The following is an 18,642-nucleotide window of genomic DNA, read 5'->3' on the forward strand; positions in this document are numbered from 1 at the left end:
CTCAGCGTGCGCCGGCCATGGAAGGCATGTTCGCGCTGCCGAGCGTGGCCGACCGCCGCGCTTCAGGCCTGCGCCGCGTCAGAGCAAGCAGCAGCCCGGTGGATATGGCGACCGAGATAAGCGACGAGCCGCCATAGGAAATGAATGGCAGGGTCATGCCTTTGGCCGGCATCAGGTGGAGATTGACCGATATATTGATGATCGACTGGAAGCCGAAGAGAATGACGAGACCCGACACTGCAAGGCGGGTGAAGTCGTCTCGCTCCTTGAGTGCGATCGTCAGCCCGCGAATGACGATGAAGGCGAAGATCGCCACAATGAGCAGGCACAGGGCAATGCCGTACTCTTCAGCCGTCACCGAGAAGATGAAGTCCGTATGGCTGTCGGGGATGATGCGCTTGATCGTGCCTTCACCTGGTCCCTGCCCGAACCAGCCGCCGCGTATGATCGCCTCGCGGCCGGCATCGACCTGGAACGTGTCGCCTTCACCGGTCAAAAATCGGTCGATACGACCAGCGACGTGCGGAAACACCGTATAGGCGCCGAAGAACCCGACCATGCCGAGCACGCCGAGGCTGATGATCCAAAGCCACGGAACCCCTGCCATGAAGAACATGGCGCCCCAGGTGCCTGCCGTAAGGATCGTTTGTCCAAGATCGGGCTGCGCCACCAGGAGCGCGGCCACCACGCCGAAGAGCATCATGGAGAAGAGATTGCCGGGAATATCCTTGTGGCGCTCGTTCTCGGCGAAGAGCCAGGCACAGACGATGACAAAGGCCGGCTTCATGAATTCCGACGGCTGGATCGAAACGCCGGCAAGCGAAACCCAGCGCCGCGCGCCCTTGACCTCGATGCCGAAGAACAGCGCCCCTACCATCGCGACGAGTGAAACGCCGAGCAGGATGATGGCGAAGCGGCGGATGGTGCGCGGCGCCATGAACGATACGGCGAACATCACGACAACTGCCGGCACCATGAACATCGACTGGTGCTTGACGAAGTAGAAGCTCTCGAGGCCGATGCGTTCGGCAACGGCGGGGCTTGCGGCAAAAGACAAAAGAATCCCGAGGCCCATCAGCGCCAGGCAGGCCGCCAGCAGAAATCGGTCTATTGTCCACCACCAGTCGGCGACGGGACCACGGTCAATACGACTAACCATCTATGCCTCCAATTGGTGATGCGCCCTCAAGCGCGAGGACGGCGGAACGAAATGCCTCGCCGCGTTTTTCAAAGTTCTGAAACTGGTCGAAGCTGGCGCAGGCAGGCGAAAGCAGCACGACAGGTTCGCCGGAACTGTCGCTTGCGGCATCGCGGGCCGCATGTTCGACGGCAGCGGCGATGGTGCCGGAAATCTCGAAGGGCGCTGCGTCGCCGAGCGTCGCGGCAAATTGCGGAGCGGCTTCTCCGATCAGATAGGCCTTGGCAATGCGCGGAAAGAAGCCCGCAAGCGAGGCAATGCCGCCCTCCTTGGGCAGGCCGCCGGCGATCCAGTAGATGCGTGGAAACGACGACAGCGCCGGCGCCGCCGCGTCGGCATTGGTGGCCTTGGAATCATTGACGAACAGAGTATTGCCGAGCTTCGCTACCTGCTCCATGCGGTGCGCAAGACCCGGGAAGGTGCGCAGGCCCGCATTGATCTCTTCCATCGACAGCCCGACTGAGAGGCAGGCAGCAAGCGCGGCAAGCGCATTCTGGGCATTGTGCTCGCCCCTGAGCGAACCGATGCCGGCAAGAGTGGCGACTACCGACGCATCGCCGTTCCTGGCGCGGACGAGATCGGAGCCCTTGGCGAAATAGCCGTTCTCGATGGGCATGCGCTTGGAGATGCGAATCACATGCTTGCCGGTCCGCTCCAGCCGCTCCGCTATCGCCGCGCAGTAGCTGTCATCGACACCGACAATCGCCGTTTCGCTTCCTGCCACCAGACGCTCCTTGATCTCGGCGTAGTGCTGCATCGTGCCGTGCCGGTCGAGGTGATCCGGGGTCAGATTGAGGAGTATGCCTGCCGTCGGATTGAGGGATGGCGCAAGGTCGATCTGGTAGGACGAGCATTCGACGACATAGAAGCGATTATCCGCCGGCGGCTCCAGCGTCATGACCGCCGTGCCGATGTTGCCGCCAAGTTGCACGTCCCTGCCCGAAGCCTTGATGATATGCGCGATGAGGGCAGTTGTCGTCGACTTGCCATTGGTGCCGGTAATGGCGATAAACGGGCTGTTCTTGCCGGCGCGATTGCGCTCGCGCACGAAAAGCTCGACGTCGCCGATGATCTCAACGCCTGCTGCTCTCGCAAGATCGACGCTCCAGTGCGGGCGCGGATGCGTCAGCGGTACGCCGGGCGACAGGACGAAGGAGGAAAACTGCTTCCAGTCGACGTTTCGAAGATCGCCGGTTTCGATGCCGGCGCCTTGCGCCTTCCTGACGCTTTCCGGGTTGTCGTCCCATGCAATAATTTTGGCCCCGCCCGCGGCGATCGCCTGCGCGGTCGCAATGCCCGATCCACCGAGCCCGAAGAGCGCGATGGTCTTGTCCTTCATGGAATGGGCGGGGATCATGCGGCCTACCGGAGCTTGAGCGTCGAAAGGCCGATCAGGGCGAGAATGACGGCGATGATCCAGAAGCGGATCACGACCTGGCTCTCGGTCCAGCCCTTCTTTTCGAAATGGTGGTGGATCGGCGCCATCAGGAACACGCGCTTGCCGGTCATCTTGAACGACGCCACCTGGATGATGACGGACATCGCTTCCATGACGAAGACGCCGCCGATGATGGCAAGGACGATCTCGTGCTTGGTTGCGACGGCAACAGCCCCGATGAGACCGCCAAGTGCCAGCGAGCCGGTGTCGCCCATGAAGATGGCAGCGGGAGGCGCGTTGAACCAGAGGAACCCAAGGCCCGCGCCGATGACGGACCCAAGGACGACGGCGAGCTCGCCGGTGCCGGGCACGAAGTGAATTTGCAGATAATCGGCGAAAATCGCGTTACCGGAAAGGTACGCGATAACCCCGAAGGAAGCTGCGGCGATCATCACCGGGACGGTGGCAAGACCATCGAGACCATCGGTGAAATTGACGGCGTTGCCCGCGCCGACCATCACGAAGGCAGCAAACGGGATGAAGAAGATGCCGAGATTGATGATGAACTGCTTGGCAAAGGGGAAGGTCAGCGACGACGAAAAAGGTTCCTGTCCCGCCCACATGATGCCGAGACCGGCCAGCCCCGCGATCAGGAACTCGATGCCGAGACGCCCGCGGGCCGAAAATCCCTTGAACGATTGTTTGCTGACCTTGAGGTAATCGTCGTAGAAGCCGATGGCGCCGAAGCACAGCGCGACGAGCAAAACAATCCACACATAGACATTCGACCAGTTGGCCCAGAGCAGCGACGACAGGAGAATCCCGGTCATGATCATGAGGCCGCCCATGGTTGGCGTGCCTGCCTTCTTGAAGTGCGTCTGCGGGCCGTCGGCGCGGATCGGCTGGCCGCGGCCCTGCCTGATGCGCAGCGAGTCGATGATGCGGGGTCCGAACAGAAAAACGATGAGCGCCGAGGTAATCAGCGCACCGCCGGTCCGAAACGTAATATAGCGGAACACGTTCAGCGCCTGGATATGTTCCGCCAGACCGGCGAGATAATAAAGCATGTGGCTAGAGCCCTTTCCCCATCCCCGCAGCTTACTCGGCTGGACCGGCAGGCTCGATGGAATTGTATTTCTGCAAGAGCGTTTTCACGATCTGGGAGAATCCAGTCCCCTTGGATGACTTGATCATGATCACGTCACCAGCCCGGATCGTCTTCAGCAATTGCGGTTGCAGTTCCTCTACGCTCTGCCTGTATTCGGCATGAAATTCAACCGGCATGGCCGCCTTGAGCGCCGCCATTTCAGGACCGCCGAGAAAAACCATGTTGATATGGTTGTCGGCAATCACTGAAGCGAGTTCCGCATGAAGTTTCGGCGCCTGCTTGCCAAGTTCGAGCATGTCGCCGAGCACGGCGATGCGCCGCCCGCGTCCGGTCGGGGTTGCCGCCGCAAGCAGTTCGATCGCGGCGCGCATGGAGGCCGGGTTGGCATTGTAGCTCTCGTCGATCAACGTGAACGTACCCTTTGCCACTTCCAGCGTATGGCGCGCCCCGCGCCCGCTTTCCGGGCGCAGCGAGGCGAGAGCAAGCGTCGCCTTGGCCATGTCTGCACCGGCCAGATGCGCCGTGCCGAGGACGCCAAGAACGTTCTGCACAATATGTCGGCCGGGCGCTCCGATCTTGACCACGGCTTCTTCGCCGGCGAGCCGCGCTGTCATGCAGGAACAATCGCCGAGGAGTTTCAATTTGATCAGTCTATAATCTGCCCGGGCGTTCTCACCAAAGGTCTTGATGTGCTCGACGCCCGCATCCTTCGCCATTTTCTCGAGCAGTTTGAAATGCTTGTCGTCTCGGTTGAGAAGCGCGTAGCCGCCGGGAACGACGCCTTCGAAAATCTCCGCCTTGGCGGTAGCAATTTCCTGAAGATTCTTGAAATGACCAAGATGCGCCGCCGCAATGAGCGTGATCAGCGCGACGTGCGGGCGCACCATCTTGACCAGGGGGCGGATTTCGTCGGGATGGTTCATGCCGATCTCGAACACACCGTAATCGGTATCGGCCGGCATGCGGGCAAGCGTCAGCGGTACACCCCAGTGGTTGTTGAAGGACGCCGCCGAGGCATGAACCTTCCCGCTGGTGGCAAGCACATGCCGCAACGCTTCCTTGGTCGTAGTCTTTCCGACCGATCCGGTCACCGCGATAATCTGCGCATTGGAGCGCGCCCGTGAAGCAATGCCGAGCCGCGTCATCGCCGCGAGCACGTCATCGACGACGATCATCGGCGCCTTCAACTTGCCGAGCGCCGGCAGTTTCGCTTCCGCAACGACAAGCAGCGCCGCGCCCGCGGCGACCGCCGCGGTGGCGAAATCGTGTCCGTCCAGCGCATCACCCTTGATGGCGAAGAATGCCTCGCCCTGCTTCAGGCTACGGGTATCGATGGAAATGCCGGTGATCCCCTCCGGCAACTTGCCGACGGGCCGCCCGTTCATCGCTTCGATCATGGCATCGGAGGTCCAGAGCAGGCTCATGCGCCGCTCTCCCGTGCCAGACGGTCGTTCAGCGCCGAGCCGACTTCTGCATGATCGGAGAACGGCAGAACGACATCGCCGACTGTCTGGCCTTCTTCATGGCCCTTGCCGGCCACGATCAGCGTGTCGCCGGATTTCATCATCGAAACCGCATGGCGGATCGCTTCGCGGCGGTCGGCGATTTCTATGGCGCCCGGCGCTGCCGCAAGGATTTCGGCGCGAATGGTGGCGGGCACTTCTGAACGGGGGTTGTCGTCGGTGACGATCACCACGTCGGCGAGACGCGTCGCGATCTCGCCCATCATCGGGCGCTTGCCTTTGTCGCGGTCGCCGCCGCAGCCAAAGACGACGATGACGCGGCCGGTCGTGAACGGACGCACCGACGCGAGGACGTTTTCCAGCGCGTCGGGCTTGTGGGCGTAATCGACATAGGCGGGCGCACCCTCCTCTGTCGCACCGACGAGGTCGAGCCGCCCCGGCGCGCCCTTCAGGCGTTCGAGGCCGCGCACGGCCGCTGCAGGCGGAACGCCGGTCGCGATAGCAAGTCCTGCCGCGACAAGGCCGTTCGCCACCTGGAAGTCGCCGGCGAGCGGCAGGGTAATCTCGAAGATTTCCCCGGCAATGTGCATCTCCACGTGCTGGCGGAAGCGCTCGTGCTCGACGCGTTTCAAGGTGATGAAATCGCCCTTGCGGCCGACGGTCAGGACTTTGCAGCCAGCGTCGGTGGCAGCAGCGATCGTCGGCTTGGAAAAGGCGTCATCGGCAAAAATGACCGCCGGCGCACCCTTCGGCAGCAGTTCCGTGAACAGCCGCAGCTTGGCGGCGTGATATTCCTCGACCGTCGCATGGTAGTCCATGTGGTCGCGGCCAAGATTGGTGAAGGCGCCGGCCGAGAGCCGCACGCCGTCGAGGCGGCGCTGGTCGAGACCATGCGAGGATGCCTCCATGGCGGCATGGGTAACGCCCTCGTCGACGAGCTCGCTGAGCAGCTTGTGGAGTTCGACCGGGTCGGGCGTCGTCAGCGAACCATAATCGTCGCGCTTGGGCGATACGACGCCGGTGGTGCCGATGCTGGCGGAGGCAAAGCCGGCCTGCGCCCAAATCTGGCGGGTGAAGGATGCGACCGACGTCTTGCCGCTCGTGCCGGTGATCGCCACCATCACATCCGGTTGAAGCTTGTAGAAGCTTGCCGCAGCAAGCGCGAGGGTACGGCGCGGATCGTCGACATAAACGATCGGAACGGCAATCTTGCCAAGCTTCGCACCCTTGGAGGTAACAATGATCGCGGCCCCGCGCGACGCCGCGTCCGCCGCATAGGTTGCGCCATCGGCCTTGGAGCCCTTCAGCGCGGCAAACAGGAAACCGCGTTCCACTTTGCGCGAATCCGACGTCAATCCCGTTATCGTCTTATCGCCGAGTTCGGAGATAGCGATTTCAGGAATTCCGTTCAGATCTTTAAGTTGCATGGCCGCAGTGGAACCCATTTTCAAAAACTTTTCATCTCATAAGGTCAAGAATCATCGATTCTGCTCGCAAAACGCATCGTTTTGAGTCGTTTCTGGGGCATTCGCGAGCGAAGCTGTGGCTATTCATCGAACGACACCATCGTTGGCGCTGCCATGTTCTCTTCCTTGAAATCCGGCTTGACGCCGAGGAACGATGCCGAACGGCGAATAATGTCCGCAACCATCGGCGCCGCGTTCAAGCCGGCAGTTGCCGCAACCTTGCCCTCTTCGGGCTTCGGCTCGTCGATGATGGTCAACACCACATATTCGGGCTTGTCGATCGGGAACGCCGCCACAAACGCATTGAACCTGACATCGCTCGAATAGCGGCCGTTGACGACTTTTTCCGCCGTTCCGGTTTTGCCGCCGACGCGATAGCCCGGAACATTCGCCCGCGCGCCTGAACCGCCGGAGCCCTTCTCGCTGTTCAGGCGATAGAGATAGCGCATGTCCTCGCTCGTCTTCTCGCTGACGACCTGCTTGGCAACCTTGGTGGCTTCCTCCTCCGTGCGCGGCAGGAATGTCGGCTCTATCAGTTTGCCGCCGTTCATCAGGGCGGCGGCGCCGACGGCCGTCTGCAACGGTGTTGTCGCCATGCCGTGACCGAACGCAATGGTGATCGAGTGAACCTTCTTCCAGACTTTCGGTTCCATCGGGCGCGCTACTTCCGGCAACTCCGTCTGCATGCGGTCGAGCAGACCGAGACGATGCAGAAACGCCCTGTGACCCTCGATGCCGACGACGTCGGCTTCCTTTGCCGAACCGATGTTCGACGAATAAATGAAGACTTCAGGCAGGGTCAGCACGCGGTGCTTGCCGTGAAAGTCGCGAATGGTCTGGTGGCCGATCGTGATCGGGCGGCTGGCGTCGAAGGTGCTGTTGATATTGACCTTGCCGGAATCGAGCGCCATCGCCGTCGTGAAGCTCTTGATGGTCGAGCCCATCTCGAAGGTGCCGGCGGACATGCGGTTGAGCCTGTCCTTGTCGAGCGCGTTGAACGGATTGTTCGGATCAAAATCCGGTGCCGAGGCCATCGCCAGGACTTCGCCCGTATGAACATTAAGGACGACGGCGCCCGCGGCAATGGCGCGGTAGCGCTGCATCGCATTGACGACGACATCGCGGACGACGTGCTGGACGCGAAGATCGATCGACAGCTTCACCGGCTCGAGCGAACGGCTGTCCGCGAGCCCGACATCGCGCAGGTCCGAAAGACCCTGCTCATCGATGTATTTCTCCATACCGGCAATGCCCTGATTGTCGATATTGACGAGGCCGAGAATATGCGAAGCGGTCGGCCCGCCCGGGTAGAAGCGTGATTTCTCGGTCCTGAAGCCAATGCCGGGGATGCCAAGCGCCATGATCTGGCTCTTCTGCTGGGGCGTCAAACCGCGCTTCAGCCAGGCGAAGCCCGCATTGCTCTTCAGACGGTTATAGGTCTGCTCGAAGTTCAAATCCGGCAGCACGGTCGATAGAAGTTCGATCGCCTCGTCGGGATCGATGATCTTGCGCGGCTCGGCGTAGAGGGACGCGGTCTTGATGTCGGTAGCCAGCACCTCGCCATTACGGTCGAGAATATCGGGACGCGAGGCAAGCACGGCGCCAGTCGGTCCATTATAACCGGTCGTATCTTCCTGCATGCCGTAATAGATCAGGCGGCCGCTGATAATGCCGTATATGCCCATGAAACCGGCAATGGCCATGACAACGCGATTGCGTGCACGATTGCCGGATTTCTTCTTCTTCGCGTCAAGCGCGAAGGCCGGCGCAACGCCTGCTTCGAGAAGGTTCTTTTTCCGTTTGATCCACAGCGCTGCCATCATCAATGCCCCTTCGGCTTTGCGCCTGGAACGGCTGCGCTGCTTTTCTTGACGCTGCCGGTCAGCGTCGCGTCCGTCTTTATCGTATTGCCCGCATTCGCCTCGGTGATGATGTTCGCGACATCATCAAGCCCGTCCGATGCCGGCTTTGGCTGCGGCAGTTCGTCGATGTTGACGATCTGCTGCGCTTCCATCTGCTGCAGGTCGAGCTGGCCCTGGAAGGTCTCCACCAGCTTCTGCAGGCGATTGGGCTGGGTGAGCAGGCTCCAGTCGGCCTTGAGCAGGTCGATCGTGTCGCGCTCATCGGCAATCATGCGTTCGAGCTTGCTGACCTGCGCCATCTGCTTTTCCGCATCGTGCTTTATCTTGTAGGTCACGGCGGCCGCCGCAATCATCAGTCCTATCAATATGATATCGAAGGTGCGCAGCACGGATCAGTTCCTCGCCTTATCTTGGAATGCGGGCAGGTTGGGCAGGCCGTAAATGGAATGGTCCTCGGCAAGCGGTGGATTGGTTGTGCGAACGCCGCCGCGCAGCTTTGCGGACCGGGCGCGCGGATTGCGCTCGGCCTCAGCCTCACTCGGCGCAACAATGCCCTTGCCGATCGGCGTGAAGCTTGCCAGCCGCTGTTCGACCTGCGGCAGATGCCTCGATCCGCCGCCACTTGCCGAACGATCGGCGAAGAATCGCTTGACGATACGGTCTTCCAGCGAATGAAACGTGACAACGACAAGACGCCCGCCCGGCTTCAGCACTCTTTCGGCCGCGTGGAGCGCGCGCACGAGCTCGCCCAGCTCGTCATTGACGAAGATGCGCAGCGCCTGGAACACGCGCGTCCCCGGATGGATCGGCACCTTCGGATTGCGCCCGACCAGCGCTTCGATCGCGTTGGCGAGATCGCGTGTGCGGATGAACGGCTCGCTCGCGCGGCGCTTTTCGATCATGCGCGCAATACGTCCGGCATGGCGCTCCTCGCCGAGGAAATTGAAGATGCGCGCAAGGTCGCCCGCTTTCAGGCGGTTGACGACATCGGCGGCGCTTGGTCCGGAACTTGACATGCGCATGTCGAGCGGCCCGTCCTTCTGGAAGGAAAAACCGCGCTCTGCTTCGTCGATCTGCATGGAGGAGACGCCGATATCGAGAACGACCCCATCGGGCGCGCCGCCCAGCAAGGCAACCTGATCGAGCGTCGAGAACGTGCCCTGGACAAGCGTGAGACGCCCGGAAAACTCCTTTTCCATGGCGCGGCCTGCCTCGATCGCGGAAGGGTCGCGATCGATCGCCGTAACCGACGCGCCTGTTTCGAGAACGCGGCGCGTATAGCCGCCCGCGCCGAACGTGCCGTCGATAATCAATTCGCCCGGCTGCGGCTGCAACGCCGTGATGACTTCGTCGAGCAGGACGGGAATGTGCCGGTCGTCGGATGCCGTCATCGAGTGCCCCCGTTCAGCGTCTCGAGTTGGCGCTTTTCCGCGAGGCGTTCCCGCACCGTTGTGCGATGCGCTTCGAAACGATCCGGATGCCACATCTGAAAGTGGGTGTTGGCGCCCGCAAAGGTCACATCCGACGAGACGCCCGTATGCTCCCGGATGAAATCCGTGATCGTAATCCGCCCCTCCCCGTCGAGCTTCAGAAAGCCGCCGTCGGCGTGCAGGTAGAAGGACATGTCGTCCGCCGTCTCCGCGAAAGGATCCTCGCTCTCCAGACGCTTGTCGAACCGGCTCAGAAGCTCCGGCCCGCCCACATCGAGGGCAGGCAGATGCAGAGAACGCAGCGCATAGAGCTCTGCGTGACCGGCCTTCTGGATAATCGAACGGAAGTGCGCCGGCACCGAGACCCGCCCCTTGGCGTCGATCCTGTTCGTTATATTTCCGAGGAACCGGTTCAAGACGTAACACCGCCGTTTCCGCCCCGTCCGCATTTTTCGGGGTACCAATGGTTCTAACTTCCGATGGTTCGGACAAGGCATCGGCATGGTCAGCCCATGGCCAGCCCTGGCATGCGTGTTCGTAATGCGGGGGACACCGTGTCGAATGAACGCTACTGATGAAGTCAATCGGTATCATGGGGCACTATGGGCGTCAATGGGACCAGCGGACACGGATAGGGAATGAGCCGTCAATTCGGCGCACGACCGGCGATTCTGAAATTTATCGCTCATTAAGCTTAATGAAGCGTTAGGAAAGGCCACATTTACGCGTTCGCACCACTGTGAAGTCGCTCGCCGAGCGGCTTCACAGTGATCGATCATCCCGTGGAAATTGAAGTGCCAGCTGGCCTGTAAGCCGGGTTCTGTATGGCCGGGCTCGCGCCCGACGCGGCAGCCATTCATCTTGGACGGACGTTGCCGCCCGCCTCCTGCAACCCACCCGGACGACTGACCCGGAAACTGATCGCCAGGCTTGCGCCCGGCACGCCGTCCCTATTCGGTTTTGCTCCCGGTGGGGTTTGCCATGCCGCCCCTGTTACCAGTTGCGCGGTGGGCTCTTACCCCACCCTTTCACCCTTACCCCGCCAGTATTTGGGCTCGGACCGCGTTGCGCGGTCGCAGCCGAAATACAGGCGGGGCGGTTTCCTTTCTGTGGCACTTTCCCTGGGGTCGCCCCCGCCGGACGTTATCCGGCACCGTGTTTCCCTGGAGCCCGGACTTTCCTCACATGCCGCCTTTCGGCTTTTGACATGCGCGGCTGCCCGGCCAGCTGGCGACGCGTATAAAGGCGTTTCGCGCGAAAAACGCAAACGAAAAAAGGCCGGGCGTCGGGCCCGGCCTTTCAAATCATGCGATGATTGCACCCAAAGCCTAGTTGGACGCCATCTCCAGCTTCACCTTGGCGCAGTAATTGGCCGAAACCGGGTTCATGCGCGTCGCGCCATGACCTGCATTGTAGCGCAGGATCGTCCCGCAGGTGGTGCCGTTGCCGAGCTTATGGGCACCGGCAAGATACTTCATCCCCCAGCGGATATTTTCCTCCGGGTTGTAGAGCGCCTGGCGCGTACCGGTATAGCCGAGGCCGCGGGCCGTCTCATACTTGATCTGCATCAGGCCGATTTCGCCGGCGCTGCCCGTCATGTTCGGCTGGTAATTGCTTTCAACGCGAATGACGGCATTGGCAAGGGCGACCGGTACGCCATAGGAGGCGGCGTAGGAATTGATGATCGTCGAATACTTGGTCCCGCCGATCGCCGAAGCGCCGGCAGAGGCGATGCTCCCCGTCGTCATCGTATCGACGCTGGCAATGGTCTCGTTGACGACAGTGGTCTTGATGCGGGCCTTGGCCTGAACGACCGGGCGCTTGTGCGAGGCGGATTTCTTGCTGACGCGCTGCTGCTTGGCAGCTGCCTTTTTCGTTGCCGGCGCCTTGGCGACGATGCGTTTACCCTTTTCCTTCGACTGGGTGATTTTTGCGGCCGGAGCTGCCTTGGCCTTTGCCTGGGCTTCCCGTTCACGCTTCAACTTGATGTAATCAGCGATACTGTTCGGCTCTGCCGGGCTGCTGAGTGCTGAATTTGAGCCATAGAGGGCCATCGCCCCGAAAAGGGCGAGAATCATACCAAATTTTTTGTTCATCGTTTTCCGTCTAGAAGCTTGGGCGACACGAATGTGCACACCGGGATCGTTCCGTGCCAAAAATCAAAAGGGCAGAGCCGGAACACTGGCCAAGGATTTGACGGTCCAATGCAGCCGAATATTGATCGGCCAAATAACAAAATGTAACCCATTGATATATATAGGTTGCATTGCACAAAACGAGCCGGAAAAGGTTTTTTGGTTCAAACGCTTACGCAGAGAGAGCAGGCAGCGAATAAAGTAGTCGATGCAGGGTCTCAATAGTTGACATGTCGGCGACTCCATCGACCTTTTCGGCGCGAAAATGGCGCTGGAACGCTAAAATGCCCAATTGTGTCGCGTTTCCGAAGACCCCGTCGATAGGGACGCCATAGCCGTAAAGTGCCAGCATCGACTGCAGCGCCTCGACCGGCTGGCCCTGATCGCCGCGCGTGAAGAACCGCCCGCCTCTGATCGGCGACGCTTTCACCCAGTGACCGACGCCGGCATCGTAAAGGACAGGCCAGGGAAACTTTTCGCCTGGATCGATCTTGCGCGCCGGAGCGATGTCGGAATGTGCAAGCACCGCCTCGGGCCGGATGCCATGGCGGGATACAATGCCCTTGCAAAGATCTATGACGGCATCGATCTGCACGGGTTCGAAATCGGGAAAACCGAGAAGCGGACCGCCGTTCACGATCTCGATACCCACCGAGCAGGAGTTGATGTCTGTCTCACCCTTCCAGAAGCTCTGGCCTGCATGCCACGCCCGTTCGCTCTCGGGCACCATCTGCACGATCCGCCCATCCTCATGGACGACGTAGTGCGCGGAGACTTCGCTTTGGGGATTGGAGAGCCAGTTCTGGGCAGCCTCGCCGGTCTCCATGCCGGTATAATGCAATATGAGATATGACGGTCGCTTGCCGTCCTTGCGCGGCCCGAAATTTGGCGAGGCATGGACGTCGGCGGAAAGGTGGTCCGGCTTAAACCCGCTCATACGCCTTCAGGTCTTTTTCAACCCGGTCCCAGGCGGCATTGATCGCTGCGATGCGCTGGTTGGCGATGGCAATGAATTCCTCCGGCACGCCCCGAGCGATCAAAACGTCCGGGTGGTTTTCACGCACCAGCGCGCGGTACTGCTTGCGGGCCTCTTCGAAACTGACGCCGTGCGAAAGGCCGAGGACCCTGTAGGGATCCGTCTGGCTTAGACCCACATGGCGCGCGAGTATCCGGTCGAACTGTTCCTCGTCGAGCTGAAAGATTTCGGCCACGGTTCCGAGGAAAACGAGTTCCTTGTCATGCAGGGCGCCGTCGGCCTTGGCGATGTGAAAGAGCCCATCGAGAATGTCTTCCAGCATCTTGCAATTGGGCTTGCCGGTGCCGCAAAGCCCGGACAATTGCGTCGCATAGGCCTCATAGCCGGCTACGTCCTGCTTGGCGAGATTGTAAAGGCTCGTAACCTGCTCCTGATACTGCGGCGGGACGTGGAATATTTCGTGAAAGGCATTCACCTCGGCCTGCGTCACGACGCCGTCAGCCTTTGCCATCTTCGCCGAAAGCGCAATCATCGCAATGGAGAAAGCCACGCGCCGGCGCGTCTCCGGATCGCCCTCAAACGTGGTTCGGACGGCTTCGATGATGCTCGAGAATGCATCGATCGCAGTGCTGGTAATGAAATCGCTGATGCGGCGCCAAATCGACATGACTTCGTTTTATTCAAATTCATTCGCAAATGCGAGAGCCATATCAATGTCGCGGCGGTGGACGCGTTGCCGCATGGCGCGCACCACCTTCGGCCGGACAGCGGAGCGCCCGGCCGAAAAGCAAGCGTTATTGCATGCCGAGGGCGTCCTTGATGGCCTTCTCCGCCTCGTCGGCAGCGACCTTGGCCTGGTCGTCGGTCTGACCAGCCGATTTAGCAGCGTCTTCAGCAGCCTTGCGCGCCGTCGCTACCGCTGACTGCTTCTGCTCGGGCGTCATGGTCGCTGCCTGCTCTTTCAGCTTGTTCAACGTGTCTTGAGCATTCATCGGCGTTGCGGGTGTCGCGGCAGGGGCAGCGGGAGCCGCAGGCGTCTCGGTTGCCGCCGGGGCAGCAGGCGCAGGCGCTGGTGCCGGGGCGGGAGCCGGAGCTGGCGCTTCGGTCTTTGCCGGAGCCTGTTCCGATTTCTGTTCGCTCTCGCCGCAACCGGCAAGCACGAGAAGTGAGGCTGTCGCCATCGCCACAAAAAGTCTGTTCTTCATCGTTTCCTCTCCATCGCTAAAACTGGCCCCTCGCCTTCACCTTAAAACGAATTGGCGGCTGGCGGCGGTTTGTTTGCGCTCTCAGTTAATTTTCCCGTGGATATCAACAGTTTCACGCGAATCTTAATGTAAAATCTTCCATGATTGCGCTTGCTGCCGTTTGGCTTATTCTCACTTGGGGCATGTGCGAGGTTTTTTCCGCGCCGCCGAATCACCTGAAGACGGAGGCTGCCCGTGAAGGACAGATGGGATTTCTGGATCGATCGCGGTGGCACGTTCACCGATGTGATTGCGCGCGATCCGGCTGGGCAGCTTCATGCCCATAAGCTCCTCTCCGAGAATCCCGAAGCCTATAAGGACGCGGCCATCCAGGGCATTCGCGAACTCCTCGGCGTCGAGCCGGGCGATCACATTCCGTCCAAGCGTATCGGCGAGGTGAAGATGGGGACGACTGTCGCAACCAATGCGCTGCTTGAGCGCATGGGCGACCGGACCTTGCTCGTCATAACACGCGGTTTCCGCGATGCCCTGAGGATTGCCTATCAGGCGCGGCCCGACATCTTTGCGAAGGAAATCATTCTTCCCGAACAGCTCTACGAGCGCGTCGTCGAGATCGATGAGCGGGTGCGAACGGACGGCACAGTGGAAGTTGCGCCGGATGCCGCGCAGATACGCGCCTTGTTGACCGGGGCCAAAGCGGATGGGATCGATACCGTCGCCATCGTTTTCATGCATGCCTGGAACTATCCGGCACACGAACAGCTTGCAGCCGGGGTGGCGCGGGACCTCGGGTTCGGACAGGTGTCGGTCAGCCATGAAGTTTCGCCGCTCGCCAAGCTCGTCGGGCGCGGCGACACCACCGTCGTCGACGCCTATCTGTCTCCAATCCTGCGGCGCTACGTTGATCGGGTTGCCGGCGAGCTTGGGGCGAGCGACGGGTCGGAACAGGGGCCGCGCCTTTCCTTCATGATGTCATCAGGCGGGCTGACGGCGTCCGATCTTTTCCAGGGCAAGGACGCCATTTTGTCCGGTCCTGCGGGCGGCGTCGTCGGCATGGTCGAGACGGCACGGCTTGCGGGGTTCGACCGGGTGATCGGCTTCGACATGGGTGGGACCAGCACCGATGTCGCCCACTACGATGGGGATTATGAGCGCGCCTTCGATACGGAAGTCGCCGGCGTGCGCATCCGCGCGCCGATGATGCGCATTCATACGGTCGCCGCAGGCGGCGGTTCCATTTTGCACTACAGCGCGGGGCGCTTCCAGGCCGGTCCCGATTCGGCCGGTGCCAATCCTGGCCCCGCCTGCTACCGGCGCGGCGGGCCGCTTGCGGTTACGGACGCCAATGTCATGCTCGGCAAGCTGCGGCCCGAATATTTTCCGGCGATCTTCGGTCCCGGGCAAGACAAGCGGCTCGATGCTGAGATCGTTGCGAGAAAGTTTGCGCAGCTTGCGGCAGAAATCGGCGACGGCAAGACGCCGGAAGAGGTTGCCGAAGGCTTCGTGACGATCGCAGTCGAGAATATGGCGAATGCGATCAAGAAGATATCGGTGCAGCGTGGCTACGACGTCACCGGCTATCTCCTGAATTGCTTCGGCGGCGCGGGCGGGCAACATGCGTGCCTTGTTGCCGATGCGCTCGGCATGGAAGCGGTGCTTATCCACCCCTTCTCCGGCCTGCTCTCAGCTTATGGTATCGGCCTTTCCTCGATATTCGCATCACGCCAACAGGCGCTCGTCAAACCGCTTTCTTCCGAAAACCTTGAGGAAATCCGCGAACTCGTTGCGCGCCTGTCGGCTGCCGTGACGACCGAACTTGCAGGCCAGAGTGTTCCGGCCGAGGCAATTGCGGCGCGTCCCATTGTGCATCTGCGCTATGACGGAACCGATACGACGATACCAATCGATTTCAGCGCCTTTGCGATTGATGGAGCGCGCGCTGCCTTCGAAGCTGCTCACAAGGCCCAGTTCGGCTTTATATACGACAATAAGGGCATCGTGGTCGAAGCAGTCGGCGTCGAGGGCATGGACTCCCGCGAGCGGACGCAAGTCGAAAAGAAGCAGGCTCCGGTTGCGGCAGAACCGCGGCACGAAAACACATGCCGGATTTTCTCAGGGGGTGCGTTTCACGACGCTCCGGCGTTCCGGCGCGAAAACCTCGCACCCGGGCATGAGATCAAGGGCCCGGCCCTGATCATCGAGCCGCATCAGACCATCGTCGTCGAGCCAGGCTGGCGCGCGCAGATCACCGACTTGAACCATGTCCTCATGCGCCGCGCCGAAAAGAAGCTTCGCACGGCCGCGCTCGGCACCGAAGCCGATCCGATCATGCTCGAGGTTTTCAATAATCTCTTCATGTCGATCGCCGAACAGATGGGCGTGACGCTGCAGAACACCGCCTATTCGGTCAACATCAAGGAACGTCTCGATTTTTCCTGCGCCGTGTTCGACGGCAGCGGCGCCCTCGTCGCCAACGCACCGCACATGCCCGTTCATCTCGGCTCCATGGACCGCTCGGTCGAGACGATCATCAAGCTCAATGCCGGCGATATCCATCCGGGCGATGTCTTTGCCCTGAATGCTCCGTATAATGGCGGCACGCACCTCCCGGATATTACTGTGGTGACGCCGGTCTTCGACGATGCGGGAAAAAACATTCTCTTCTACGCCGCCTCACGTGGCCATCATGCCGATATTGGCGGTTCCGCGCCGGGATCGATGACGCCGCTCGCGACGACCGTCGATGAAGAAGGTGTTCTCATCGACAATTTCCGTCTCGTCGAGCGTGGCCGCTTTCGTGAACGGGAATTGACTGCGCTTCTCACCGATCACCCTTTCCCTGTGCGCAATGTCCATCAGAACATCGCCGACCTGAAGGCGCAGATCGCCGCTAACGAAAAGGGCGTTGCTGAGCTTAAAAAGATGATCGGCCAGTTCGGGCTCGGCGTGGTCGAAGCCTATATGGGCCATGTCCAGGACAATGCGGCGGAGAGTGTGCGGGCCGTGCTCGACCGGCTGCCCGAGCAATCCGAATACAGCTACGAGACCGACACCGGCCAGACGATTGCGGTGAAGATTACCGTCGATCGCAACGAGCGCCGGGCAACGGTGGATTTTACCGGCACGTCACCGGTCATGAAAAACAACTTCAATGCGCCGGAGCCTGTGGCGCGCGCTGCGGTGCTCTACGTATTCCGTGTCATGGTCGAAGGCGCGATACCGATGAATGCCGGCTGTCTGCGCCCTATCGACATCATCATCCCAGATGGGTCGATGCTGAAGCCCACCTACCCGGCGGCCGTCGTTGCCGGCAATGTTGAAACATCGCAGCATGTCACCAACGCCCTGTTTGGCGCCTTGGGCGCGATGGCGAATTCGCAAGGAACGATGAACAATCTGACCTTCGGCAACGCGCGCTATCAATATTACGAGACGATCTGCTCGGGATCGCCCGCAGGCCATTTCAACGACGGCACCGGCTTTGCCGGAACCGCCGCCGTCCATACGCACATGACCAATTCACGCCTCACGGATCCCGAAATCCTCGAAATGCGCTTTCCGGTCCTGCTCGAGGATTTTCATATCCGCGACGGTTCGGGCGGCACCGGGACGTACCCGGGCGGCAACGGCACGCAGCGGACGATCCGTTTCCTCGAACGGATGGATTGCGCCATCCTGTCGTCGCATCGCAGCCGGCCGCCCCAAGGCCTCGACGGCGGCGGCAATGGCGAGACAGGCAAGACGCAAGTGCGTCGCAACGATGGAACGACCGAAATGCTCAAAGCCTGCGACCAGACCGTCCTCGACGCCGGTGAAGCCGTGATACTCACCACACCCACCCCCGGCGGTTATGGAAAGAATGATGGTTGAACCGGTGCAGATTGCGGTCAGGCGCCTCACCCGCGACGATGCAGAACGTTTCCAGGCCCTGCGGCTGCATTGCCTGCAGACTGCACCCGAAGCATTCGGTTCGAGCTATGAGGAAGAGTGCGGCCGCGACATCGCCGACGTACGCTCGATGCTGGAGGTGCAGCCAAACGCGGCGTTCGGCGCCTTCGCCGGTGACCTGCTCATTGGCCTTGCCGGCTTTGCCGTCAGTCCGAAGGTCAAGAAGCGCCACGTAGGTCTGCTATGGGGTGTCTTCGTCGATCCCGCCTGGCGAGGTCATGACTTGGGCAGACGATTGACTGCGGCCGTGATCGAACATGCGAGGCAGCATGTCGACGTTCTTCATGCGACGGTGATGGCAACCAACCTCGCCGCGCGCAATATCTATCTTGGTCTCGGATTTACCGTTTTTGGTTTTGAGAAGGATGCGTTGCGTTACGACGGCAAGTCCTATGACGACGAGCACCTGCGCCTGGATTTACGCTGAAACTGGCTTGGCGGAGTGGCGGCAACGAAACGTCGATAAAACACGA

At 60.9% G+C, this 18,642-nt stretch carries 14 protein-coding genes, 1 other RNA gene and 1 pseudogene; 2 read left to right on the forward strand and 14 right to left on the reverse strand.

All coding sequences use genetic code 11. The annotated features are described in order from the left end of the window. Window position 1: 1 nt before the first annotated feature. The 14 genes and pseudogenes from ftsW to AC1DNI_RS09380 form a co-directional block, all read right to left on the reverse strand. Window positions 2-1,159 (reverse strand): putative lipid II flippase FtsW, encoded by a 1,158-nt coding sequence (gene ftsW, locus AC1DNI_RS09315; RefSeq protein WP_027231904.1) that lies wholly within the window; start codon window positions 1,157-1,159, stop codon window positions 2-4. Then, window positions 1,152-2,555 carry a UDP-N-acetylmuramoyl-L-alanine--D-glutamate ligase gene (gene murD, locus AC1DNI_RS09320; RefSeq protein ID WP_477691679.1) on the reverse strand — a complete coding sequence of 468 codons (1,404 nt, stop codon included), beginning with the start codon at window positions 2,553-2,555 and terminating at the stop codon, window positions 1,152-1,154. Before murD ends, ftsW begins: the two co-directional genes overlap by 8 nt. Window positions 2,556-2,560: 5 nt before the next feature. Continuing rightward, complete coding sequence (mraY, locus tag AC1DNI_RS09325) at window positions 2,561-3,643, reverse strand: phospho-N-acetylmuramoyl-pentapeptide-transferase (protein ID WP_027231906.1); 1,083 nt, start codon at window positions 3,641-3,643, stop codon at window positions 2,561-2,563. A 31-nt stretch (window positions 3,644-3,674) separates the two neighbouring features. Next, window positions 3,675-5,108 carry a UDP-N-acetylmuramoylalanyl-D-glutamyl-2,6-diaminopimelate--D-alanyl-D-alanine ligase gene (locus AC1DNI_RS09330; protein ID WP_477691680.1) on the reverse strand — a complete coding sequence of 478 codons (1,434 nt, stop codon included), beginning with the start codon at window positions 5,106-5,108 and terminating at the stop codon, window positions 3,675-3,677. Next, on the reverse strand, window positions 5,105-6,574 hold the full coding sequence (locus AC1DNI_RS09335) for a UDP-N-acetylmuramoyl-L-alanyl-D-glutamate--2,6-diaminopimelate ligase (RefSeq protein WP_477691789.1): 1,470 nt from the start codon (window positions 6,572-6,574) through the stop codon (window positions 5,105-5,107). The genes AC1DNI_RS09330 and AC1DNI_RS09335 overlap by 4 nt, the downstream gene beginning before the upstream one ends. A gap of 119 nt (window positions 6,575-6,693) precedes the next feature. Next, window positions 6,694-8,352 (reverse strand): annotated as a pseudogene (locus AC1DNI_RS09340) (peptidoglycan D,D-transpeptidase FtsI family protein); the annotation flags it as partial. A gap of 83 nt (window positions 8,353-8,435) precedes the next feature. Then, on the reverse strand, window positions 8,436-8,864 hold the full coding sequence (ftsL, locus tag AC1DNI_RS09345) for a cell division protein FtsL (protein ID WP_027231910.1): 429 nt from the start codon (window positions 8,862-8,864) through the stop codon (window positions 8,436-8,438). A 3-nt stretch (window positions 8,865-8,867) separates the two neighbouring features. Next, window positions 8,868-9,866: a 16S rRNA (cytosine(1402)-N(4))-methyltransferase RsmH gene (gene rsmH, locus AC1DNI_RS09350; RefSeq protein WP_477691681.1), complete on the reverse strand. Its 999-nt coding sequence runs from the start codon at window positions 9,864-9,866 to the stop codon at window positions 8,868-8,870. Next, complete coding sequence (gene mraZ / locus AC1DNI_RS09355; RefSeq protein WP_153668634.1) at window positions 9,863-10,321, reverse strand: division/cell wall cluster transcriptional repressor MraZ; 459 nt, start codon at window positions 10,319-10,321, stop codon at window positions 9,863-9,865. Before mraZ ends, rsmH begins: the two co-directional genes overlap by 4 nt. 377 nt (window positions 10,322-10,698) lie before the next feature. Further along, window positions 10,699-11,136, reverse strand: an RNA gene (rnpB, locus tag AC1DNI_RS09360) — RNase P RNA component class A. Between the two features lie 97 nt (window positions 11,137-11,233). Then, window positions 11,234-12,001 (reverse strand): lytic transglycosylase domain-containing protein, encoded by a 768-nt coding sequence (locus AC1DNI_RS09365; protein ID WP_477691682.1) that lies wholly within the window; start codon window positions 11,999-12,001, stop codon window positions 11,234-11,236. Window positions 12,002-12,212: 211 nt separating this feature from the next. Continuing rightward, the gene (locus AC1DNI_RS09370) at window positions 12,213-12,977 is read right to left on the reverse strand and encodes a peptidoglycan recognition protein family protein (protein WP_477691683.1); all 765 of its coding nucleotides are present in this window, start codon (window positions 12,975-12,977) and stop codon (window positions 12,213-12,215) included. Continuing rightward, window positions 12,964-13,683 (reverse strand): TerB family tellurite resistance protein, encoded by a 720-nt coding sequence (locus AC1DNI_RS09375; protein ID WP_477691684.1) that lies wholly within the window; start codon window positions 13,681-13,683, stop codon window positions 12,964-12,966. Before AC1DNI_RS09375 ends, AC1DNI_RS09370 begins: the two co-directional genes overlap by 14 nt. A gap of 127 nt (window positions 13,684-13,810) precedes the next feature. Then, window positions 13,811-14,221 carry a hypothetical protein gene (locus tag AC1DNI_RS09380; protein WP_139202489.1) on the reverse strand — a complete coding sequence of 137 codons (411 nt, stop codon included), beginning with the start codon at window positions 14,219-14,221 and terminating at the stop codon, window positions 13,811-13,813. Window positions 14,222-14,455: 234 nt separating this feature from the next. Between AC1DNI_RS09380 and AC1DNI_RS09385 the strand changes: the two genes are divergently transcribed. Both AC1DNI_RS09385 and AC1DNI_RS09390 read left to right on the forward strand, forming a co-directional pair. After that, window positions 14,456-18,091: a hydantoinase B/oxoprolinase family protein gene (locus AC1DNI_RS09385; RefSeq protein WP_477691685.1), complete on the forward strand. Its 3,636-nt coding sequence runs from the start codon at window positions 14,456-14,458 to the stop codon at window positions 18,089-18,091. Continuing rightward, the gene (locus AC1DNI_RS09390) at window positions 18,081-18,596 is read left to right on the forward strand and encodes an N-acetyltransferase family protein (protein WP_477691686.1); all 516 of its coding nucleotides are present in this window, start codon (window positions 18,081-18,083) and stop codon (window positions 18,594-18,596) included. Before AC1DNI_RS09385 ends, AC1DNI_RS09390 begins: the two co-directional genes overlap by 11 nt. Window positions 18,597-18,642 lie beyond the last annotated feature (46 nt).

The sequence above is a fragment of the Phyllobacterium sp. 01N428 genome (genome assembly GCF_056399405.1).

Bases quoted from the DNA above. Each gene is read 5' to 3' on its own strand.
- murD (WP_477691679.1), bottom strand. From the start codon at position 2,555: ATGATCCCCGCCCATTCCATGAAGGACAAGACCATCGCGCTCTTCGGG.
- AC1DNI_RS09380 (WP_139202489.1), bottom strand. From the start codon at position 14,221: ATGAAGAACAGACTTTTTGTGGCGATGGCGACAGCCTCACTTCTCGTG.
- AC1DNI_RS09335 (WP_477691789.1), bottom strand. From the start codon at position 6,574: ATGCAACTTAAAGATCTGAACGGAATTCCTGAAATCGCTATCTCCGAA.
- AC1DNI_RS09375 (WP_477691684.1), bottom strand. From the start codon at position 13,683: ATGTCGATTTGGCGCCGCATCAGCGATTTCATTACCAGCACTGCGATC.
- AC1DNI_RS09330 (WP_477691680.1), bottom strand. From the start codon at position 5,108: ATGAGCCTGCTCTGGACCTCCGATGCCATGATCGAAGCGATGAACGGG.
- rsmH (WP_477691681.1), bottom strand. From the start codon at position 9,866: ATGACGGCATCCGACGACCGGCACATTCCCGTCCTGCTCGACGAAGTC.
- AC1DNI_RS09365 (WP_477691682.1), bottom strand. From the start codon at position 12,001: ATGAACAAAAAATTTGGTATGATTCTCGCCCTTTTCGGGGCGATGGCC.
- AC1DNI_RS09370 (WP_477691683.1), bottom strand. From the start codon at position 12,977: ATGAGCGGGTTTAAGCCGGACCACCTTTCCGCCGACGTCCATGCCTCG.
- ftsW (WP_027231904.1), bottom strand. From the start codon at position 1,159: ATGGTTAGTCGTATTGACCGTGGTCCCGTCGCCGACTGGTGGTGGACA.
- AC1DNI_RS09390 (WP_477691686.1), top strand. From the start codon at position 18,081: ATGATGGTTGAACCGGTGCAGATTGCGGTCAGGCGCCTCACCCGCGAC.
- mraY (WP_027231906.1), bottom strand. From the start codon at position 3,643: ATGCTTTATTATCTCGCCGGTCTGGCGGAACATATCCAGGCGCTGAAC.